We start from the raw sequence: 17327 nt of genomic DNA on the forward strand, positions 1-17327 counted from the left end.
TCATCATGTTAACTGCCGACCTTCTCGCTCGAATGCGGGTGCAAAAGTAATTCTTCTAATACAAACTTCCAAATGGTTTGAAAACTTTTTTATACGTTCTTTATCTGAAATGAGATGTTATTATATGGTACGCATGTGCGAGAAATGATACAGCATTTTTTACAATAACCTACTGTTTTTCTATTTCGATCCTCAAAACGGATGATTTCAAATTGACTTTTCTCTGCTAAAATCCTGCTTTTTGTGACATACGCATAAAAGACCTGCCTACCTCATCTCAAAACCATATATTTTGTCAAGCAAGCCTCCCTTATCCTACACATTCCGATAAACCTTAACTTTCGGAGAATCGAATATTTGAATCCGGACAGGGAGACCGTACGGAAACAGGTTAGAAAATAGTGGCTATTTTTGAGGGACCAGACACCTCATTTCCATGACGACCGTCTTCATCGCCGCGAAGTGCCGAACTCGTCATACACAAAGTCGGACTTCATAGCAATGAAGACGGTCGTCATGGTAATTATCTGCGCATCTTACGGGATAAATCGTTTTTCAATCTCTTTTAAGCCCGAAAAAAAGTATGTCAAATGCAACTTGATTCGAGCTTCTTTTCTGTTTTCAGGATCACTTTAAACAATAAGGGGAAGCCTGATAACCTATTCTACCGTTAAGACCTGTTCACCGGATTTGAGTTGATATTCTTTTCCTTTCCAAACGAAAACACCATCCGTACCCGTCGGCAATATAAGACGTGCCGTCAGTTTACCCTTCTTATCGAGTTTGTAGGAAGCAGTCACACTACCCACTGGATGCGGCATCGTACCTGACACTTCTTTCAGGTCACCCAATGACGGAGCGATACGGATAGACTTGAAGCCCGGTGCATTGCTGTCTATACCTAACAAGATACGGAAAAACTCAATGTTAGGGCTGGCTCCCCAAGCATGGCAATCGGAACGGGTCGGTTCGGGCATCTCCGCCCAAGTTGTCAGCCCCAATGCCATCTGGTCTCGCCAAATCTGTAGATTGTCGAGCAGGTGATCTCCCATACCGGCTACCTTCAATGCCTGATGCACATAATAACGGAAGTAGATTGTCGCCTGTATCAATGACGAATCGTTCAATGTACGCTCCATCACCCTCGTAGCCTCCTCGCCTGTCACGATACCAGCCAGTATAGCCAACGAGTTGACATGTTGCGAGAAACTTCGGTGATCATAAGTATCGGCAAACAATCCCCGGGTAGCATCCCAGTATTTCTCCCGGATCGTTCCCCGAATCGCAGAAGCGATCTGTGTATAATGATCCGCTATCGACGGGATGCCGAAAGCCCGTTCCATTTCAGCAGCCGATTCGAGCGTCAAGATATACACCAAGTCCTGAAAAGCAGAATTCCCATCCTTTTCACGTACAGGCTCGCCCGACTGGAAACCGGCAGCCCAGTCGGCAAAGAACCAATGCGGTACATACCCTAGGCTATGATCTCGCTTCAACCACTGCTCGTACCAAGAAAGTACCCCACGATAAGCAGGCAGCAAAGTCTTCATATAAGCCTCATCCCCACGGTACATCCAGTAGTCATGTCCCATACAAATCCACCAAAGCGAGAAGGAAGAAATGAACTGATGTAAACTCGACGGGTAGCGACTCATCGTAATTCCATCTGCTACGACCGACTGCCTCCCCTGCTCGATTGCATTCTTCACCATATAAGCATCATGCGTATTATATAAGGTAATCATCGCCTGGATACGAGTATCGCCGAAATACTGTAACTGCTCGTAATAAGGGCAATCCATATAAGTCTCGTTCGCACAAAGACGTGCAGTACGCCAGCCTATCTCTAGCATCTTGTTCAACTCGTCATGTCCGGGTGCAGAAAAAGCGATCTCGCATCGGAAAGGATAAGCAGAGAACGTACCATAGACATCTTCCAGTACAAGCGGTTCGTCAGCGGTCGAGATCGTCAGATCCACATAACGCCACGTACGCCACCAAAGAGTGGTAAAATCGCGCCCCTCGCCCCCATCGGCAATCACTTTATCTTCATACCCTATGAATCTTTTACCTTCTACCTCATCACGGTTTCCCTTTGCCGGAAGCGAATAAGATTTAGTCGTACCCTGCTCCTTGCCTTCATACAGAGCTTCGGCATAAGCAATCGTAATTTCAGCATTCTTGCCGCGACTAAACAAAAGGGAAAGATAGCCCGTTGTCAGCTTGCCATTGTCAAGCAGGAGATGCACCTTGCTATTTGCAGGAACCGTCAGTGAAGTTTTTGTTTTCAGGAATCCGGCAGGAATCTTCACCCCCTCGGATATACGCACAGCCTCAAAACGCTCAGACAGCAAGTCCATCGGGGGAATTGGACAAGGAACAAGCAGGCGTCCAGGATAGTCGCGCGATCCCTTCACTCCTCCCTCGATTCCCGTGTGGGCAGGCAACCACTTACTATCATCGTAAGCAGACTGTTCCCATCCCCAAGGATACTTCGACGCAGAAAGAAGTTCGCCAGGCCCCGCCACATAATAGCCTAAGACAGGCTTGTGCCAAGGAGCATAGGCTTCGTTCTTCATGCACAGCCAGGAAGCATCCGTATTGACCACAGTCTCAACCTCCGTATTTCCTTGTAGAAGGAATCCGGTCTGATTAAAGCTGATCTGTGCAACCGGCTTCTGCTCGGCATAATTCCAGATCACAGCTGCCAACACGTTTTTTCCCTTTATCAGGTAAGGAGCCAGATCGACCGTTTCAAAATTCCAGTTATAGATATCCCCACGTGCAGGTCCAAGTGAGACAAAACGGCCGTTTAAATAGAGCTTGTAACGATTGTCAGCCGTCACATGAACAATAAAACGGGATGGGACTTCATCCAGTTCGAACGTCTTGCGCATGTGGTAGACGCCATACACATTGGCAGGTTCTCCTGGCATGGAAATCCAGTGTGCTTTCCAGCGTCCGGTAAGAAGTTCGGGATTGATGTCGGCTTGTCGGTAACCTTCCAAACGGATCTGGGCGTCAAGCGACAGACTACAAAGCATAAAAAGAAAAATCAGTACACGTGTCTTCATTCGATACATTGGTATTAGATATTAAACAAATAAGGATATAGGCAAAAGCCGATCCCTCGGTTCAGAAACTGAATCTCCGTGGAATCGGCTATTAACTGATATTTTAGAAAATCAAATAAACAACTCCGGTTCGCGGCGGACACTAAAGTTCTTATGCAGCATCGCTGTATAAGGAGTATCAAACGTACGGGCACCTTCGGGACATTCCTTCACACAAGCACAACACTTGATACAAGTCGCCGGGTCACTGAACATACGGTCATCGACAATCGAAATAGCCGATACGGGGCATACATCGATACAATATTCGCATTGCGTACACAAGTCCTCATCCGTCACTGGAGCCTGCGGCGTGGAAGGACCTTTCACCTTGTAGGGAAAATTACCTTTCATCTCCAACGGCTTCAGACAGGAAAGTTCGTCCACCTTTTCGAGCTTCTCCTTGATGGCACGTCCGAACCTGACGGCAGCTTCATGATCGGCCTCATCGGGACGCCCGGCGGCGATGGGCATATCCTTACGGCTGAAAGAATGCTCTCCCACAAAAGCACCTGCCGAAACAGGGACAAAACCGGCATCGACTAACGTGTCGGACAATTCCTTCAACGCATCCTCGTAATCACGGTTACCGTAAACCACGACCGGAACGACCGGAGCCTGATGAGCATGGAAAGCCCGGAGGCGCTCCATCGCCGTTTCGGCTACACGCCCACCATAGACGGGAGCGGCCACGATAGTCAGTTCATCGTCATGGATCTCAAGTTCTTCCGCCGGAGCATCATAAGTAATGTCCGACTCCAGCAATACGTCACCACTCAGTCCTTCCGCAATCGCATAAGCAGTCTTAGCCGAAGTATGCGTCGGAGAGAAATAAATGATATGTACATTCTTATATTCCATATTCCTTATTTTAAAGCTGCTTCAATCCTTTTCATCAGTTCAGCAAATTCCTCGTCGCTATAGCCTTTGGTCGCATATACCACTTTACCAGTCTTGTCAACCAGATAGCTACGCGGGATCAGATTTTTGGCAAATGCGCCATAGATAGCCCGGTTCTTATCAGGATATAAGGGAAAGGTAAAACCTTTCTTTTCGTTATACTTCTGCAATTCAACGTCTGTATGCTCACGCCCGATCACCAACAGGACGAAATCTTTGTTGTCCTTATACTTCGGCCAGAGCATCTTTTGCACCTCTGCAAGCTCCTTCTGACAAGGAGGACACCAGGTTGCAAAAAAATTTACCAAGATCACTTTTCCCTTCAAAGAAGAAGAAGGTACCTGCGTACCATTGTCGTTCATAATCGTAAAAGCCGGCATCTGTTGTCCTTCTTTTACAAGATCACCACTCTCATCCTGCGCCTTTACAACAAAAGCAATGAGAGCAAAAAAGGCAAGGAATACATACTTTTTCATTTTATTACTTTTGCATGCTCTGTGCTACATCGTAGCCTGCTTTCAGAGCCTTAAGGTTCATTTCTACGATTTCTTCGCCTTTACGTCCGAAGATGCGGCGGATACCATCAGCAATCTTATCATATTCGATGCCAATAAAGGGGGCAGCAGCTCCCAGCATCACGATATTGGCCGCACGAACGGAACCCACCTCCTTGGCGATAGCTTCCACATCCAGCACGACCTTATGCGGCAGTTTCTCCAGTTCTTCATTCACATTTCCCATCTCCGGATAGTTGGGGATGTTGATGAACGGCTGCGAATTGGTCACCAGCCACCCGTCCTTCTTCAGATAAGGCAGATAGCGGAGCGCTTCCATAGGTTCGAGCGAGATGATCAGATCAGCCTGCCCTAGTGGGATCAGGTCAGACGCAATCGGCTGGTCGGACAGGCGGAGGTTTGACTGCACATCCCCCCCACGCTGGCTCATTCCATGAACTTCGGCTTGCTTCATATACAAACCTTCTTTTAACGCGGCTTCTCCGATAACGGCAGCGATGGAGAGGATGCCCTGTCCTCCCACACCGGATAATATGATGTCTGCTTTCATTTCCTGCTTGCTTTTTTCTTTCTTGTTAATGTCTGGATACATTCACGACGGGGAATCAAGACGGATACGCCTTTATATTCGATCTCTTCACGAATGATCGCTTTCATCTCGTCGTAGTTCTTCTTCAAAGGAACCATGACGCGGATATGGGCCGGATCAACACCGATACCGGCACAAATCGATTCGATACGGCCTGTTCCTGCTGAATCCTGTCCGCCAGTCATAGCCGTTGTCTCGTTATCGGAAATAACGATCGTGATATTCGTGTTTTCATTGACGCAATCAAGCAAGCCAGTCATACCGGAATGCGTGAATGTCGAGTCGCCTATCACCGACACTGCGGGATAAACGCCCGCATCGGAAGCTCCTTTAGCCATCGTGATAGAGGCTCCCATGTCGATACAAGTATCGATCGCCCGGAAAGGAGGCAAAGCCCCTAACGTATAACAGCCGATATCACCGAACACTTTGGCTCCTTTGTACCCGGCCAGAACCTCGTTCAGCGCTTCATACATATCGCGATGTCCGCACCCCTGGCACAATGCAGGCGGACGTTGTTCGACAACCTCCGGAGTGGCATAGTAGCTCTCGATCCGCTTACCCAGCGCCTTACCGACAGCATCGGGAGTCAGCTCACCGTCGCGTTGCAATGTTCCGTCAAGACGGCCATGCACCTGGATACCAATCCCAAGGAAACCTTTCAGTTGCTCCTCGACTACCGGATATCCCTCTTCGAGTACAAGGATTTCCTTGCATTCACGAACGATCTTTTCGACCATTTTGAGAGGTAACGGATACTGGCTGATCTTCAATACCGGATGTTCAAAACCGTCAGGATAGTTCTCCGAAAGATAGTTGAACGCAATACCGGTCGTAATGATGCCGAGCTCCTTATTCGGACCGTCGAAATAGGCATTATAAGGTGAGGCTTCAGAAAAAGCGGTAAACGTATCCTGCGCCGCAATCAACGTCTTAAAGCGCTTACGAGCTAGTGCAGGAAGAAGGATGAAACGCTGACGTCCATCTTCGGGCGTATGCATTTTGTTTTCCACCTTTTGTTCACGTCTGACCACACCTGCACGGGAGTGGGCCATACGGGTAGTGATACGCACCAAAACGGGATAGCCCAGTTTTTCGGATAATTCAAACCCGTCATATACCATGTCGTATGCTTCCTGCTGGCTGGCCGGCTCAAGCATCGGGATCATGGCAAAGTTGCCATACATACGATTGTCTTGTTCATTCTGTGAAGAGTGCATCGAAGGATCATCGGCTGTAATGATAATCATACCACCATTGACACCGCTCATAGCAGCATTCATAAAACAGTCGGCGGCAACGTTCAGCCCCACATGCTTCATACAGCAAAGAGCTCGCTTGCCTGCGTAGCTCATACCCAACGCAGCTTCCATTGCAGTTTTTTCATTCGTGCTCCAACGGCAGTGAATCCCCCTTTCCTTTGCGACGGCCGAACCCTGTATAAATTCGGTTATCTCGGTCGAAGGGGTCCCCGGATAGGCATAAACACCGGACAGACCGGCATCGATAGCAGCTTGTGCCACGGCCTCATCCCCTAAAAATAGATGTTTTTCCATGTAACGTTTATTTTGTTTCACTTGATTTTTTCTGTTATCTCTCCACAAAGATAAGACTTTTACCCATATCCGCAACAACCGAGCTATATTGGATTTTTAGTTTCATAGGCATGAAACTGTTGTTTCCCTATGGTGGAACTCTCGTTTCCTTATAATGGCACTGCCGTTTCCCTATAATGAAACGATCGTGGCATACCGGGAAAATGTTTCCATATTGCCTACCGGATTTTCCGTCTGTTCAATTCTGCCCGGTAGCGGTTAGCATTACGATTATGCTCGGCAAGAGTGGCCGCAAAATTATGCCGTCCGGAAAAATCTTCCTTCGCGCACATATATAGATAGTTATGCTTCATGTGGTTCAACACGGCATCCAATCCCCTAATAGTCGGGATACGGAGTGGTCCGGGAGGAAGTCCGGCATGTTTGTAGGTATTGTAGGGAGAATCGATCTCCAGATGCTCGAACAGAATGCGCTGGAGAGAGAAATCTCCCACGGCAAACTTCACGGTCGGATCCGCCTGAAGGGGAATGCCACGCTGCAAGCGATTAATATATAGACCTGCTACAATAGGATATTCGTCTACGGCAGCCGTCTCTTCTTCCACAATAGAGGCAAGAATGGCAACTTCGACCGGTGTCATCCCAATTTCTTTCGCTTTTGCCAAGCGAGCGTCATTCCAGAAAATCTTATATTCACGCTGCATACGCTGCATCAACTTCTCAGCGGAAATATTCCAGTATACCTCATAAGTATTCGGAATAAACAGCGCAAGGATCGTCTCAGTCGTAAAACCTAATGATGCACAGTTGACGGAATCAACAAGCAATGGTAGCAGATCATCCTCCTCGATCATTAACTGCCCGGCAAGTCTTTCGGCCAGATCCAACTTGAAGCGTATATTATTAAAAGTGATTCGAGTAGCTTCCTGATGCCCCCGACGCAGGTTGTTAAGCAATGCCAGGTTATTCATACCCGGCTCCACAGCATAACGTCCGGTACGCATATTGGTGGGATATTTCAGCATTCCGGCAAGCTGCTTGAAACTCCCGATACGCCGGCAACCGGCAGAGTCGACCAACTGGCGACAGAGATCGCCAAAATCTTTCTTCTCGTCAATATAAACATATACAGTCTTGCGCGGCTCGAAATCAGGTGCAAGTATCAAACAGTATGCCCAGAATCCCACACCTGCTAACAGGAGGATGATAAACGAGAGGATTCCAACAATGAGAGTATGCTTTCGCATCTTTTTTTTCTCCATATTATATATAGTCTGCTGTATCTCAGAACCGGCCACAAAAATAATATCTTTTTCCCGAATGCCCTACCTCTTTCTAACTTATTCCAAGCATTGCAATCGGGAAGAAAAAAGTGTTCACTTTTGTAGGATTGAAAACCTCTGATTGCCAATCATGTGCAAGAATAAGTCTTTTTTCTTTTAAAATAATACACCAAATGCTTTGTATATTTAAAAACTTAAGCATATCTTTGCAGCGCAATTCAAGGAAATGAGGCGCGAAACTCATGGAAGTGTGGGTGAGTGGCTGAAACCACCAGTTTGCTAAACTGACGTACGGGTAACCGTACCGGGGGTTCGAATCCCCCCGCTTCCGCTCCAAAGGCTGTCAATTGAAAAGTTGACAGCCTTTGTTGTTTTAAACCCACACAAAAAAAAAACGAAATCACAAAAGAAGGGATCCCGGATCATGATCCGGGATCACACCGGAACCACAAGGGAAAACAAACAAAAAAAAGGCTGCCTTCACAGACAGCCTTACGGGTGAAAAATGGGACTCGAACCCACGACCCTCGGAACCACAATCCGATGCTCTAACCAACTGAGCTATTCTCACCATATTTATCTTATCAAGTGTTTATCTCTTTAAGACGGTGCAAAGATAGAGGTTTTATTTTAAACTGCAAATAATTCGAGCATTTTTTTATTCAAAAATATACTCTTCGACCTCCTTATTGTTACCTTTTAAAAACAAACGCGTATTATTTACATACTTAATCAATGCTGAATCGACTGAAAAAGAGGAATTTTGATTCTTTCCCGACCAAGAGGCCGCCGGAACCACCCGAATATCTTCTTTTCCTTGTTCATTCTTATAACGGGAAGAATAAATCAACGAATATTGTGCGGAAACAATATATCGGCGCAACCCCTTCCGACCTAAAACGACTTTCACCATGACACCCCCATCGGTATGTTCCCGGCTCATGTTCGATATAAAATTACCCAATGAATAAACAACCAGACGGTCGGTAACTCCCTCCTTTCCCCTGCGAAGCTCCATTGGCTGAACAACATGAGGGTGACTGCCTATAACCAGATCGACACCCTGCCGCATCAGCCAATCGGCCAGTTCACGTTGTTCACGGGAAGGTATCCGTTCGTATTCCAATCCCCAATGCATATTAGCTATAATAAAATCCGGATTAAAGAGCTTGGCTTCGGCAATATCACCCTTCATTATCTCCTTATCGATATAATTGATGATTCGGGGTATATCGACTTTCAAACCGTTGGTACCATAGGTATAGTTGAGCATGATGATACGAAAATCCTTCTTACGGAGCAACATCGGATATGTGCGGTGACGGTGATCACAGTCAAGAAAGGTTCCGGTATGACGGATTCCGAGAGAATCCAGTGCCTGGATAGTACGGACAAATCCGCGAGTCCGCCTATCTAAACAATGATTATTGGCTAACAAGAAGAAGTCGAAACCTGCTTTTTGCAAAGCCAAAGCGAAGTCTTCCGGAGCGCTGAAAGCCGGATAACCACTATATGGCTCCCCTCCTAACGGGACTTCGAAGTTCACAACAGCAATATCGGCAGATTTCACCTCTCTCTCGATATTGGCAAAATAGCTACCCAAATCAAAAAAATCTCCCCTCCGGGTATTGTCAAGTTGTTTCTGGTGCATCATGGCATCACCGGCAAACAAAATTGTCAGCGAGTCCTGAGCAGATAAAGACAGAAAGCTCAAAAGACAAAACCCGGAGAGGAGGATTTTCATTTATAAATCTCTTTCTTTCCGGCTAAAAGCGTATTACGCATCAAAGAAATAATCGTCATCGGACCTACACCACCCGGAACCGGCGTGATATAAGAACACTTAGGAGCGACCTCGTCAAACTTAACATCGCCAGTCAACTTAAAGCCGCTTTTGCGAGTCGCATCCGGCACACGTGTCGTTCCCACATCCACGATCACAGCCCCTTCTTTTACCATATCGCCTTTCAGGAATTCGGGGACACCCAATGCCACAATAATAATGTCGGCACTCAAGCACATTTCCTTCAGGTTCTCGGAACGACTGTGGCAAACAGTAACCGTACAATCGCCCGGATAGGCTTTCTGCATCATCAAAGTAGCCATCGGTTTGCCCACGATATTACTACGCCCCAGCACCACGCAATGTTTACCGCGAGTAGGAATCTCGTAACGCCTCAACAGCTCCAAGATGCCAGCCGGAGTTGCCGACACGAAACAAGGGAGACCGATAGACATACGACCCACATTGATCGGATGGAAACCATCTACATCCTTACGGTAGTCGATCGCTTCGATAATCTTCTGTTCAGAGATATGTTTCGGAAGCGGGAGCTGTACGATAAAACCATCCACGTCCGGATCGTTGTTCAGTTCGTCCACTTTGCGAAGAAGTTCTTCTTCGGTAACATCGGCTTCATAACGGATCAGAGACGATTTAAAACCGATCTCATTACATGTCTTGACCTTACTTGCGACATATGTTTCACTTCCTCCATCATGACCGACCAATATGGCAGCCAAATGAGGGATTTTACCACCGGTAGCCTTGATACGGGCCACTTCTTCCGCCATCTCCTGCTTCATCTGAGCCGAAACGGCTTTTCCGTCCAATAGCTTATACTGTTGTTCTTCCATATTCTCTATTATCTTTTCAGGTTTTATCTTCTGAATGAAGGAAATTTCTTGCTTCCCGGTTTGGCAGCCGTCAGCATACGCATCATCTTGCGCGTTTCATCGAATTGCTTGATCAGCTTGTTCACTTCCTGGATCGTCGTACCGCTACCTTTGGCAATACGCTGACGACGTGAACCGTTCAGGATTGCCGGATTCGTACGTTCTTCGGGAGTCATAGAGTAGATGATCGCTTCGATGCTCTTGAAAGCATTGTCGTCAATATCCACATCCTTCAGAGCCTTGCCTACGCCCGGAATCATAGAGGCCAGCTCTTTCAGGTTACCCATCTTCTTGATCTGCTGGATCTGAGAAATAAAGTCGTTGAAGTCGAACTGATTCTTGGCAATTTTCTTCTGCAAGCGTTTGGCCTCTTCTTCATCATACTGCTCCTGCGCACGTTCCACCAAAGAAACGATATCACCCATACCAAGGATACGGTCTGCCATACGTTCAGGGTGGAAGATATCCAAAGCATCCATCTTTTCGCCCGTTCCGACGAACTTGATCGGTTTGTCGACCACCGTTCGGATAGAAAGAGCGGCACCACCGCGAGTATCACCGTCGAGCTTCGTCAGGACAACACCGTCAAAATCGAGACGCTCGTTAAATTCTTTCGCCGTGTTGACAGCATCCTGCCCAGTCATGGAATCGACCACGAACAAGGTTTCATCCGGCTGAATAGCACTCTTGATCGCAGCGATCTCTTTCATCATCTGCTCGTCAATAGCCAAACGACCAGCGGTATCGACAATCACGACATCGTTGCCTTTCGCACGTGCTTCGCGAATCGCGTTCATCGCAATCTCCACCGGATTCTTGTTTTCCAGTTCCATATAAACAGGTACTCCAACCTGTTCGCCGACCACACGCAACTGCTCGATAGCGGCCGGACGATACACGTCACAAGCTGCCAACAGCGGCTTTTTATTTTTCTTAGTCTTCAGCAAATTTGCCAACTTACCTGAAAAAGTCGTTTTACCGGAACCTTGCAAACCGGACATCAGGATGATTGCCGGACTACCCTTCAGATCCAGATCGGTAGCCGTTCCTCCCATCAGGTCTGCCAACTCATCATGCACAATCTTGACCATTAACTGACTGGGCTTAACGGATGTAAGCACATTCTGTCCTAATGCTTTCGCCTTTACCGTATCGGTAAAACCTTTGGCTACTTTATAGTTTACGTCGGCGTCAAGTAATGCTTTACGCACATCTTTCAATGTTTCAGCCACATTGATTTCCGTGATCTTACCTTCACCTTTCAACAGTTTAAACGATCTGTCTAACCTTTCGCTTAAATTCTCAAACATAATTCGTATGTATATTTATTTTATTCTATTTTCTATTCTTCGAATGAGAGGCAAAGGTAAGAAAAACTGACGAATAAAGAAAAGATCACAAATTCCGAGTCAGATTTTCTTATTTTGCCAAGATGCTTTCTTTAAATAAATGACACTTGCGACCAATAAACCGGTATAATACACCACCTCGGTCATGAAACAGATAGCAACCGGCATATGCAAGCGCATTCCGACCACATATATAAACAATGTATAGAAAACAAGGGTAGCCAACTCCATCACAAAAGCCGAACGAGTATTTCCCGTACCCGTCACTCCGTTGAACACGATATTGGCAACCGCTCCGATCAGCAAAGCGCCTGAAATCACATAAAGGGAAGGGATCGAAGCTTGTATCAAAGTCACGTCATTGGTATAAACCGATAATATCGTAGAAGGAATCAGACAAGTGACAGACACAAAAACAGCCATGATTCCTAACGATATCCAAGTTATATGACGAATGATCGGGATAACCTGGTCCTTATGCCCCGCCCCGATGCTGTTACTCACAAACGTATTCGTTGCCGTCGATAAAGAATTGACAGGGATCAATAAAACGATGTAAACACTCCGGACAATATTCGCAACCGCCAGTTCTCGCAGCCCTAAATGTTCCACAGCCACAAACAACATGAAATAAGTACTGAGCGAAATAAAATATTGCAACATCGTAAATATAGAGATATCCAACACACGCCTCAGCAATTTAACATCGAACGATCGAAACTGGCTCAGTGCATACTTCTTGATATCCACCGTCATCCGAGTATAAACCATATAAAACACGATAGACACCGCCTCCGCCATCACCGAAGCGATAGCCGCTCCTTTTATACCCAATTCCGGAAAGCCACAGTTACCGAATATCAACAGGTAGTCCAGCAGCACATTCGTCAACGCCATCACAACAGCATTCAGTGTCAGCACCTTCGTCCGGGTAATACCGATAAACAAAGCACGGAACATCACATTCACAAAAGAGAAAAAGAACCCGAACACACGCCAGTCCAAGAATTCTTCCGTGGCATTCAGAATCGTATCGGAAGAAATCAGTACCCGCATAATATCCCCGGCAAACAGACGTGACAAAATAAACATGACGGCAGCCAACATAAGCAGGAAAAAGACTCCCTGTATCATTACCGGCCCAACTTCCTTATAATTCCGCTCCCCATTACGGCGAGCCATGATGATCTGCGATCCGGTACTAAACCCAAAAGCGATCGTAAAGGCACATATATAATACAAGCCGCCCATTGCCGAAGCTCCTAACTCGATTTCACCGACCCGGCCCAAAAACGCGGTGTCCGTCACATTAATGACATTCTGTGCCAGAAGACTCAAAAAGATTGGATAACTAACATTCCAAATTTGCCTGTTTGTGTACATATTAATATTATTCACGAAGGAAATCCATACTCATAAAAAAAGCCCGCCACATCAGGCGAGCTTCTTCTTTATATGCTATCGCATTTATTTTTCAGCTACCGATGCTTCAATCAGTTTATTGGTTGCCGTATCAGGAAACACAACCGACGGCTTAAATGTTTTCGCCTCCTCAAAATCCATCAAGGCATACGACATAATAATGATGATATCGCCAGGTTGTGCTTTGCGTGCAGCAGCTCCATTCAGACAAACCACTCCCGAACCTCGTTCACCTTTAATGATATACGTTTCAAAACGTTCACCGTTATTATTATTCACAATAGCGACCTTTTCGTTGGCAATCAGATTGGCGGCATCCAGCAAATCCTCGTCAACAGTGATACTTCCTATATAATTCAGATTGGCTTCCGTTACCGTTACCCGGTGAATCTTTGATTTAACTACTTCTATAAACATACGATCTGATTTATGATTTATGATTTATGAATTATTTAGCTACGCTTGTTTCTTCCATATAAAACTTATGATTATTCAGGAAACAAATCATCATTCATAAATCATAAATCTATATTTAGTACTTAATATTATCTATCAGACGAACCTCTCCGCAATATACCGTAATACATCCTACCGGATAAGTCGTATCGGACCAGTTCTTGATGGACTCCATCGTATTGCCATCTACAATCTCATAGTATTCCACACGCATAATAGGATCGGCATTTATTGTGTTGACAACATAGTCGATCACCTCCTGCACACTCTTTTCGGGCACAAAGTTAGCACTTTCTTTTAACGTACGAGCTATTAACGGAGCTTTTTGACGTTGTTCGGGTGTCAAGCGCACATTACGGCTACTCAATGCCAGACCGTCTGCTTCACGCAAAATCGGACAGTCGTTGATCTTTACCGGTATATCCAGTTGTTTCACCATAGCACGGATCACAGCGATCTGCTGGAAATCTTTTTCACCAAAATAGGCATTATCCGGTTCGACTACATAAAAAAGTTTGCTCACGATCTGAGCAACCCCATTGAAATGTCCGGGACGGCGCGCCCCTTCCATTACGGCCGAAACAGTGCCGAAATCGAATGTGCGGGTATCTGGCTCCGGATACATTTCTTCTGCCGACGGCGCAAATACATAATCGCAACCGACCGGCTCCAACAGAGTACAGTCTTTATCCAACGTACGAGGATACGTTTCAAGGTCGTGCTTGTCGTTAAACTGGGTTGGATTGACAAAAACACTGACTACACACACGTCATTTTCTTTCACACAACGTTCAACCAGGCTCAAGTGTCCGTCATGCAATGCTCCCATAGTGGGAACAAAGCCAATTTGTTTGTTATTACGCTTTTCTTCAGCGAGATAACTCTTCAATTCTTTAATACTGTTTACTATTTTCATCCTTTAGATGCTTATTGACGGTGCAAAGCAAATAAATAATTGCGGTAAATGAAAGAATTTTTGTATCTTTGTAGCGTCTTTATAAAACTAGTTTACAGAATGGATGCAAAAAAAATCTTGTTTATAGCTCAAGAAATAACACCCTACCTTCCCGAATCAGAGATTGCAACGATATGCAGAAACCTGCCACAAGGCATACAGGAGCGTGGTCGCGAAATTAGGACTTTCATGCCCAAGTTCGGTAGCATTAACGAACGCCGCAACCAGTTGCACGAAGTAATCCGGCTTTCGGGTATGAATCTCATCATTGATGATACCGATCACCCGCTGATCATAAAGGTAGCATCCATTCAGGCAGCCCGCATGCAAGTATACTTCATTGATAATGAAGATTTCTTCCAAAGAAAACATACTATCAGCGACGATGATGGAAACGAATACGAGGATAACGACGACCGTTCGATCTTCTACGTTCGTGGTGTATTGGAAACAGTGAAAAAACTCCGTTGGATACCGGACGTCATTCACTGTCATGGTTGGATGTCAGCGCTAACAGCCCTGTACATCAAACGTATGTATGCTGACGATCCTTGCCTCAAAGATGCAAAGATCGTATACTCTATTTATAACGATGACTTCAAAACACCGTTCAGAAAAGAATTTGCAAGCAAGTTAAAAATGGATGGAGCCAAGGACAGCGACCTGAAAGGCATCAAAGCCGATACAAGCTTCACCGGGCTGACCAAGCTCGCCATCGATTTCGCAGATGGTGTGATACAGGGTAGTGAAACGATCAATCAAGATGTGTTGGATTATATTGCCACTAAAAAGCACACTCCATTCCTGCCTTATCAGTCGCCGGACGTTTATATGAATAAATTCAACGAATTCTACGATGTCATATTAGGCACAAAATAAATTTAGAGACATGAAAATCAAGCTTTTTATACTTGGCCTGAGTCTCGGAATCTCGATTCTGAGCGGGTGTAATGATGATTTGACGCAGGTAGGAACAGGTATTCAACCGGAGAATGACAGACCGCTGGTATATGCGGACACATTTTACATGAAAGCAAAAACATTACAGACTGATTCTGTCTATGCCCGGACAATTTACGGTTCATTAGGGGAAATATACGATCCTTTGTACGGAAACCTGAAGTCTGATTTTATGTGCCAGTTCTACTGTCCGGAAAATTTCCGGTTCAGGTATACACCCTACAACGGCATAATAGATTCGGTCGAATTTAAAATATATTATAGCCGAAGCTGGACAGGTGATTCTCTAACTCCGATGCGTGCACAACTATACGAAGTAACAACTCCGCTAACGAGAGATTTTTATACGAATATCGATCCGGAACAATACTGCAATATGCAGAAATCATTAGGTATGCAGACATATACGGCACGTGATCTAAGTGTTTCGGACTCTCTTTGGAATGATAAAAATTCAAATAACGTACTGACTTATCAACCGAGAATAACTATCCGCATGCCCCAGGAAGTAGGTCAACGTTTCTATGACGCGACAATCAAAACTCCGGAAGTTTTTAATGACCAGAATACGTTCAATCAGTTCTTTCCCGGTATTTATGTCACAAATACATACGGTACAGGAAACATCCTGAACATTGAAAGTACCCAGATGAACATTTACTATAAGCACACGGTAAAAGGCTCTGCCGACCAGGATTCAATCGTACAGGCTTGGGAGACTTTCAGTGCGACATCTGAAGTTATCCAGTTGAACAGATTCAAGAATACAGACATCAGCCATCTGCTGGAACCCAATGATAGCATCGCTTATCTGAAAAGTCCGGCAGGCGTATATACCCAGTTGACAATCCCGGCACAAGATATTGCTCCTATTATCCAAGGACGTATTGTCAGCAATGTGGACCTTTCTTTAAAAGCCCTTCCGCAAGAAGACTGGAAATTTGCATTTGAAGCTCCCGCTAACGTGCTGATACTCCCAAAGGATTCTATGGATACATTCTTTAGAAACAATAATGTAGAAAATAACATCACCTCCTTCCGGGGATCTTATGTGGCTTCGACCCGAACCTACTCATTCGGAAACATAGCCAAGCTGCTTAAAACCCACATAGAGAACTCTCCGGATGAAGATCTGGTTATCAACGTTATCCCCGTACAGCGCAGAGTAGGAACGACAACCAACTACTACGGGCAGACAAGCGAATACACTGTCGCCATCGAGAACTATTTGAAACCTTCCGGTGTAAAACTACGTATCGACAAAGACGCAATGGAAATGCGTATCGTAACAATTGAATATAGATAAGCAAGACTGACTGTTTATTATCTATCAGATATAAAAAAGAAGGTGTGTCGTAATACCCGATGCGCCTTCTTTTTTTTCGTTGACTATAAAAATCGGCTCATTTTTTTAAGCTGCGACATTTTGAGGATTTCTTCGATTTATGTGTTCCCAGCATCTAAATATAGCTACTGTAAGCTCATAAAACAGTCCAGTCAGCCAATCCATACCTTCTTTAGCCATTTTTGCACATATCTTTTTTATATTGAAG

General features: G+C 45.4%; 14 protein-coding genes and 2 tRNA genes. 3 read left to right on the forward strand and 13 right to left on the reverse strand.

The genetic code is table 11. From position 1 onward, the window contains the following. Positions 1-659: 659 nt before the first annotated feature. The 6 genes from BHV83_RS20625 to mltG all read right to left on the reverse strand — a co-directional run bounded on the left by BHV83_RS20625 (position 660) and on the right by mltG (position 7920). Complete coding sequence (locus tag BHV83_RS20625) at positions 660-3083, reverse strand: alpha-L-rhamnosidase-related protein (protein WP_122205768.1); 2424 nt, start codon at positions 3081-3083, stop codon at positions 660-662. Positions 3084-3185: 102 nt separating this feature from the next. Next, a complete protein-coding gene (locus BHV83_RS20630; protein ID WP_122203800.1) occupies positions 3186-3974 on the reverse strand; it encodes a 4Fe-4S binding protein in 789 nt (262 codons plus the stop codon). Positions 3975-3979: 5 nt separating this feature from the next. Next, positions 3980-4489 carry a TlpA family protein disulfide reductase gene (locus BHV83_RS20635; RefSeq protein WP_005636494.1) on the reverse strand — a complete coding sequence of 170 codons (510 nt, stop codon included), beginning with the start codon at positions 4487-4489 and terminating at the stop codon, positions 3980-3982. Positions 4490-4493: 4 nt separating this feature from the next. Beyond that, entirely contained in the window at positions 4494-5078 is a 585-nt protein-coding gene (locus BHV83_RS20640) for an indolepyruvate oxidoreductase subunit beta (RefSeq protein WP_022321843.1), read from the reverse strand. Beyond that, the gene (locus BHV83_RS20645; protein ID WP_122205807.1) at positions 5075-6673 is read right to left on the reverse strand and encodes a thiamine pyrophosphate-dependent enzyme; all 1599 of its coding nucleotides are present in this window, start codon (positions 6671-6673) and stop codon (positions 5075-5077) included. Before BHV83_RS20645 ends, BHV83_RS20640 begins: the two co-directional genes overlap by 4 nt. Positions 6674-6891: 218 nt before the next feature. Next, on the reverse strand, positions 6892-7920 hold the full coding sequence (gene mltG / locus BHV83_RS20650; protein ID WP_374938855.1) for an endolytic transglycosylase MltG: 1029 nt from the start codon (positions 7918-7920) through the stop codon (positions 6892-6894). A 280-nt stretch (positions 7921-8200) separates the two neighbouring features. Between mltG and BHV83_RS20655 the strand changes: the two genes are divergently transcribed. Continuing rightward, a tRNA-Ser gene (locus tag BHV83_RS20655) sits at positions 8201-8287 on the forward strand. A 166-nt stretch (positions 8288-8453) separates the two neighbouring features. Here BHV83_RS20655 and BHV83_RS20660 read toward each other — a convergent pair. The 7 genes from BHV83_RS20660 to panC all read right to left on the reverse strand — a co-directional run bounded on the left by BHV83_RS20660 (position 8454) and on the right by panC (position 14775). Continuing rightward, positions 8454-8527 (reverse strand) — tRNA-His (locus tag BHV83_RS20660). A gap of 87 nt (positions 8528-8614) precedes the next feature. Beyond that, on the reverse strand, positions 8615-9700 hold the full coding sequence (locus BHV83_RS20665; RefSeq protein ID WP_286758005.1) for a CapA family protein: 1086 nt from the start codon (positions 9698-9700) through the stop codon (positions 8615-8617). Continuing rightward, positions 9697-10593, reverse strand: a complete 897-nt coding sequence (gene folD / locus BHV83_RS20670) for a bifunctional methylenetetrahydrofolate dehydrogenase/methenyltetrahydrofolate cyclohydrolase FolD (protein WP_022321846.1) — start codon at positions 10591-10593, stop codon at positions 9697-9699. The genes BHV83_RS20665 and folD overlap by 4 nt, the downstream gene beginning before the upstream one ends. A 23-nt stretch (positions 10594-10616) precedes the next feature. Then, positions 10617-11942 (reverse strand): signal recognition particle protein, encoded by a 1326-nt coding sequence (gene ffh, locus BHV83_RS20675; protein WP_022321847.1) that lies wholly within the window; start codon positions 11940-11942, stop codon positions 10617-10619. 99 nt (positions 11943-12041) lie between these two features. After that, a complete protein-coding gene (locus tag BHV83_RS20680; protein WP_286758007.1) occupies positions 12042-13364 on the reverse strand; it encodes an MATE family efflux transporter in 1323 nt (440 codons plus the stop codon). Positions 13365-13448: 84 nt separating this feature from the next. Next, complete coding sequence (gene panD, locus BHV83_RS20685; RefSeq protein WP_005636469.1) at positions 13449-13820, reverse strand: aspartate 1-decarboxylase; 372 nt, start codon at positions 13818-13820, stop codon at positions 13449-13451. 115 nt (positions 13821-13935) lie between these two features. Then, a complete protein-coding gene (panC, locus tag BHV83_RS20690; protein WP_122203797.1) occupies positions 13936-14775 on the reverse strand; it encodes a pantoate--beta-alanine ligase in 840 nt (279 codons plus the stop codon). 99 nt (positions 14776-14874) lie between these two features. On the opposite strand from panC, the gene BHV83_RS20695 reads away from it, so the two are divergent. Beyond that, positions 14875-15693, forward strand: a complete 819-nt coding sequence (locus tag BHV83_RS20695) for a glycogen/starch synthase (protein WP_286758009.1) — start codon at positions 14875-14877, stop codon at positions 15691-15693. A 10-nt stretch (positions 15694-15703) separates the two neighbouring features. Beyond that, positions 15704-17080 (forward strand): DUF4270 domain-containing protein, encoded by a 1377-nt coding sequence (locus BHV83_RS20700; RefSeq protein ID WP_005636410.1) that lies wholly within the window; start codon positions 15704-15706, stop codon positions 17078-17080. The last annotated feature ends 247 nt before the right edge of the window (positions 17081-17327 follow it).

Source organism: Parabacteroides sp. merdae-related_45_40 (assembly GCF_001915675.1).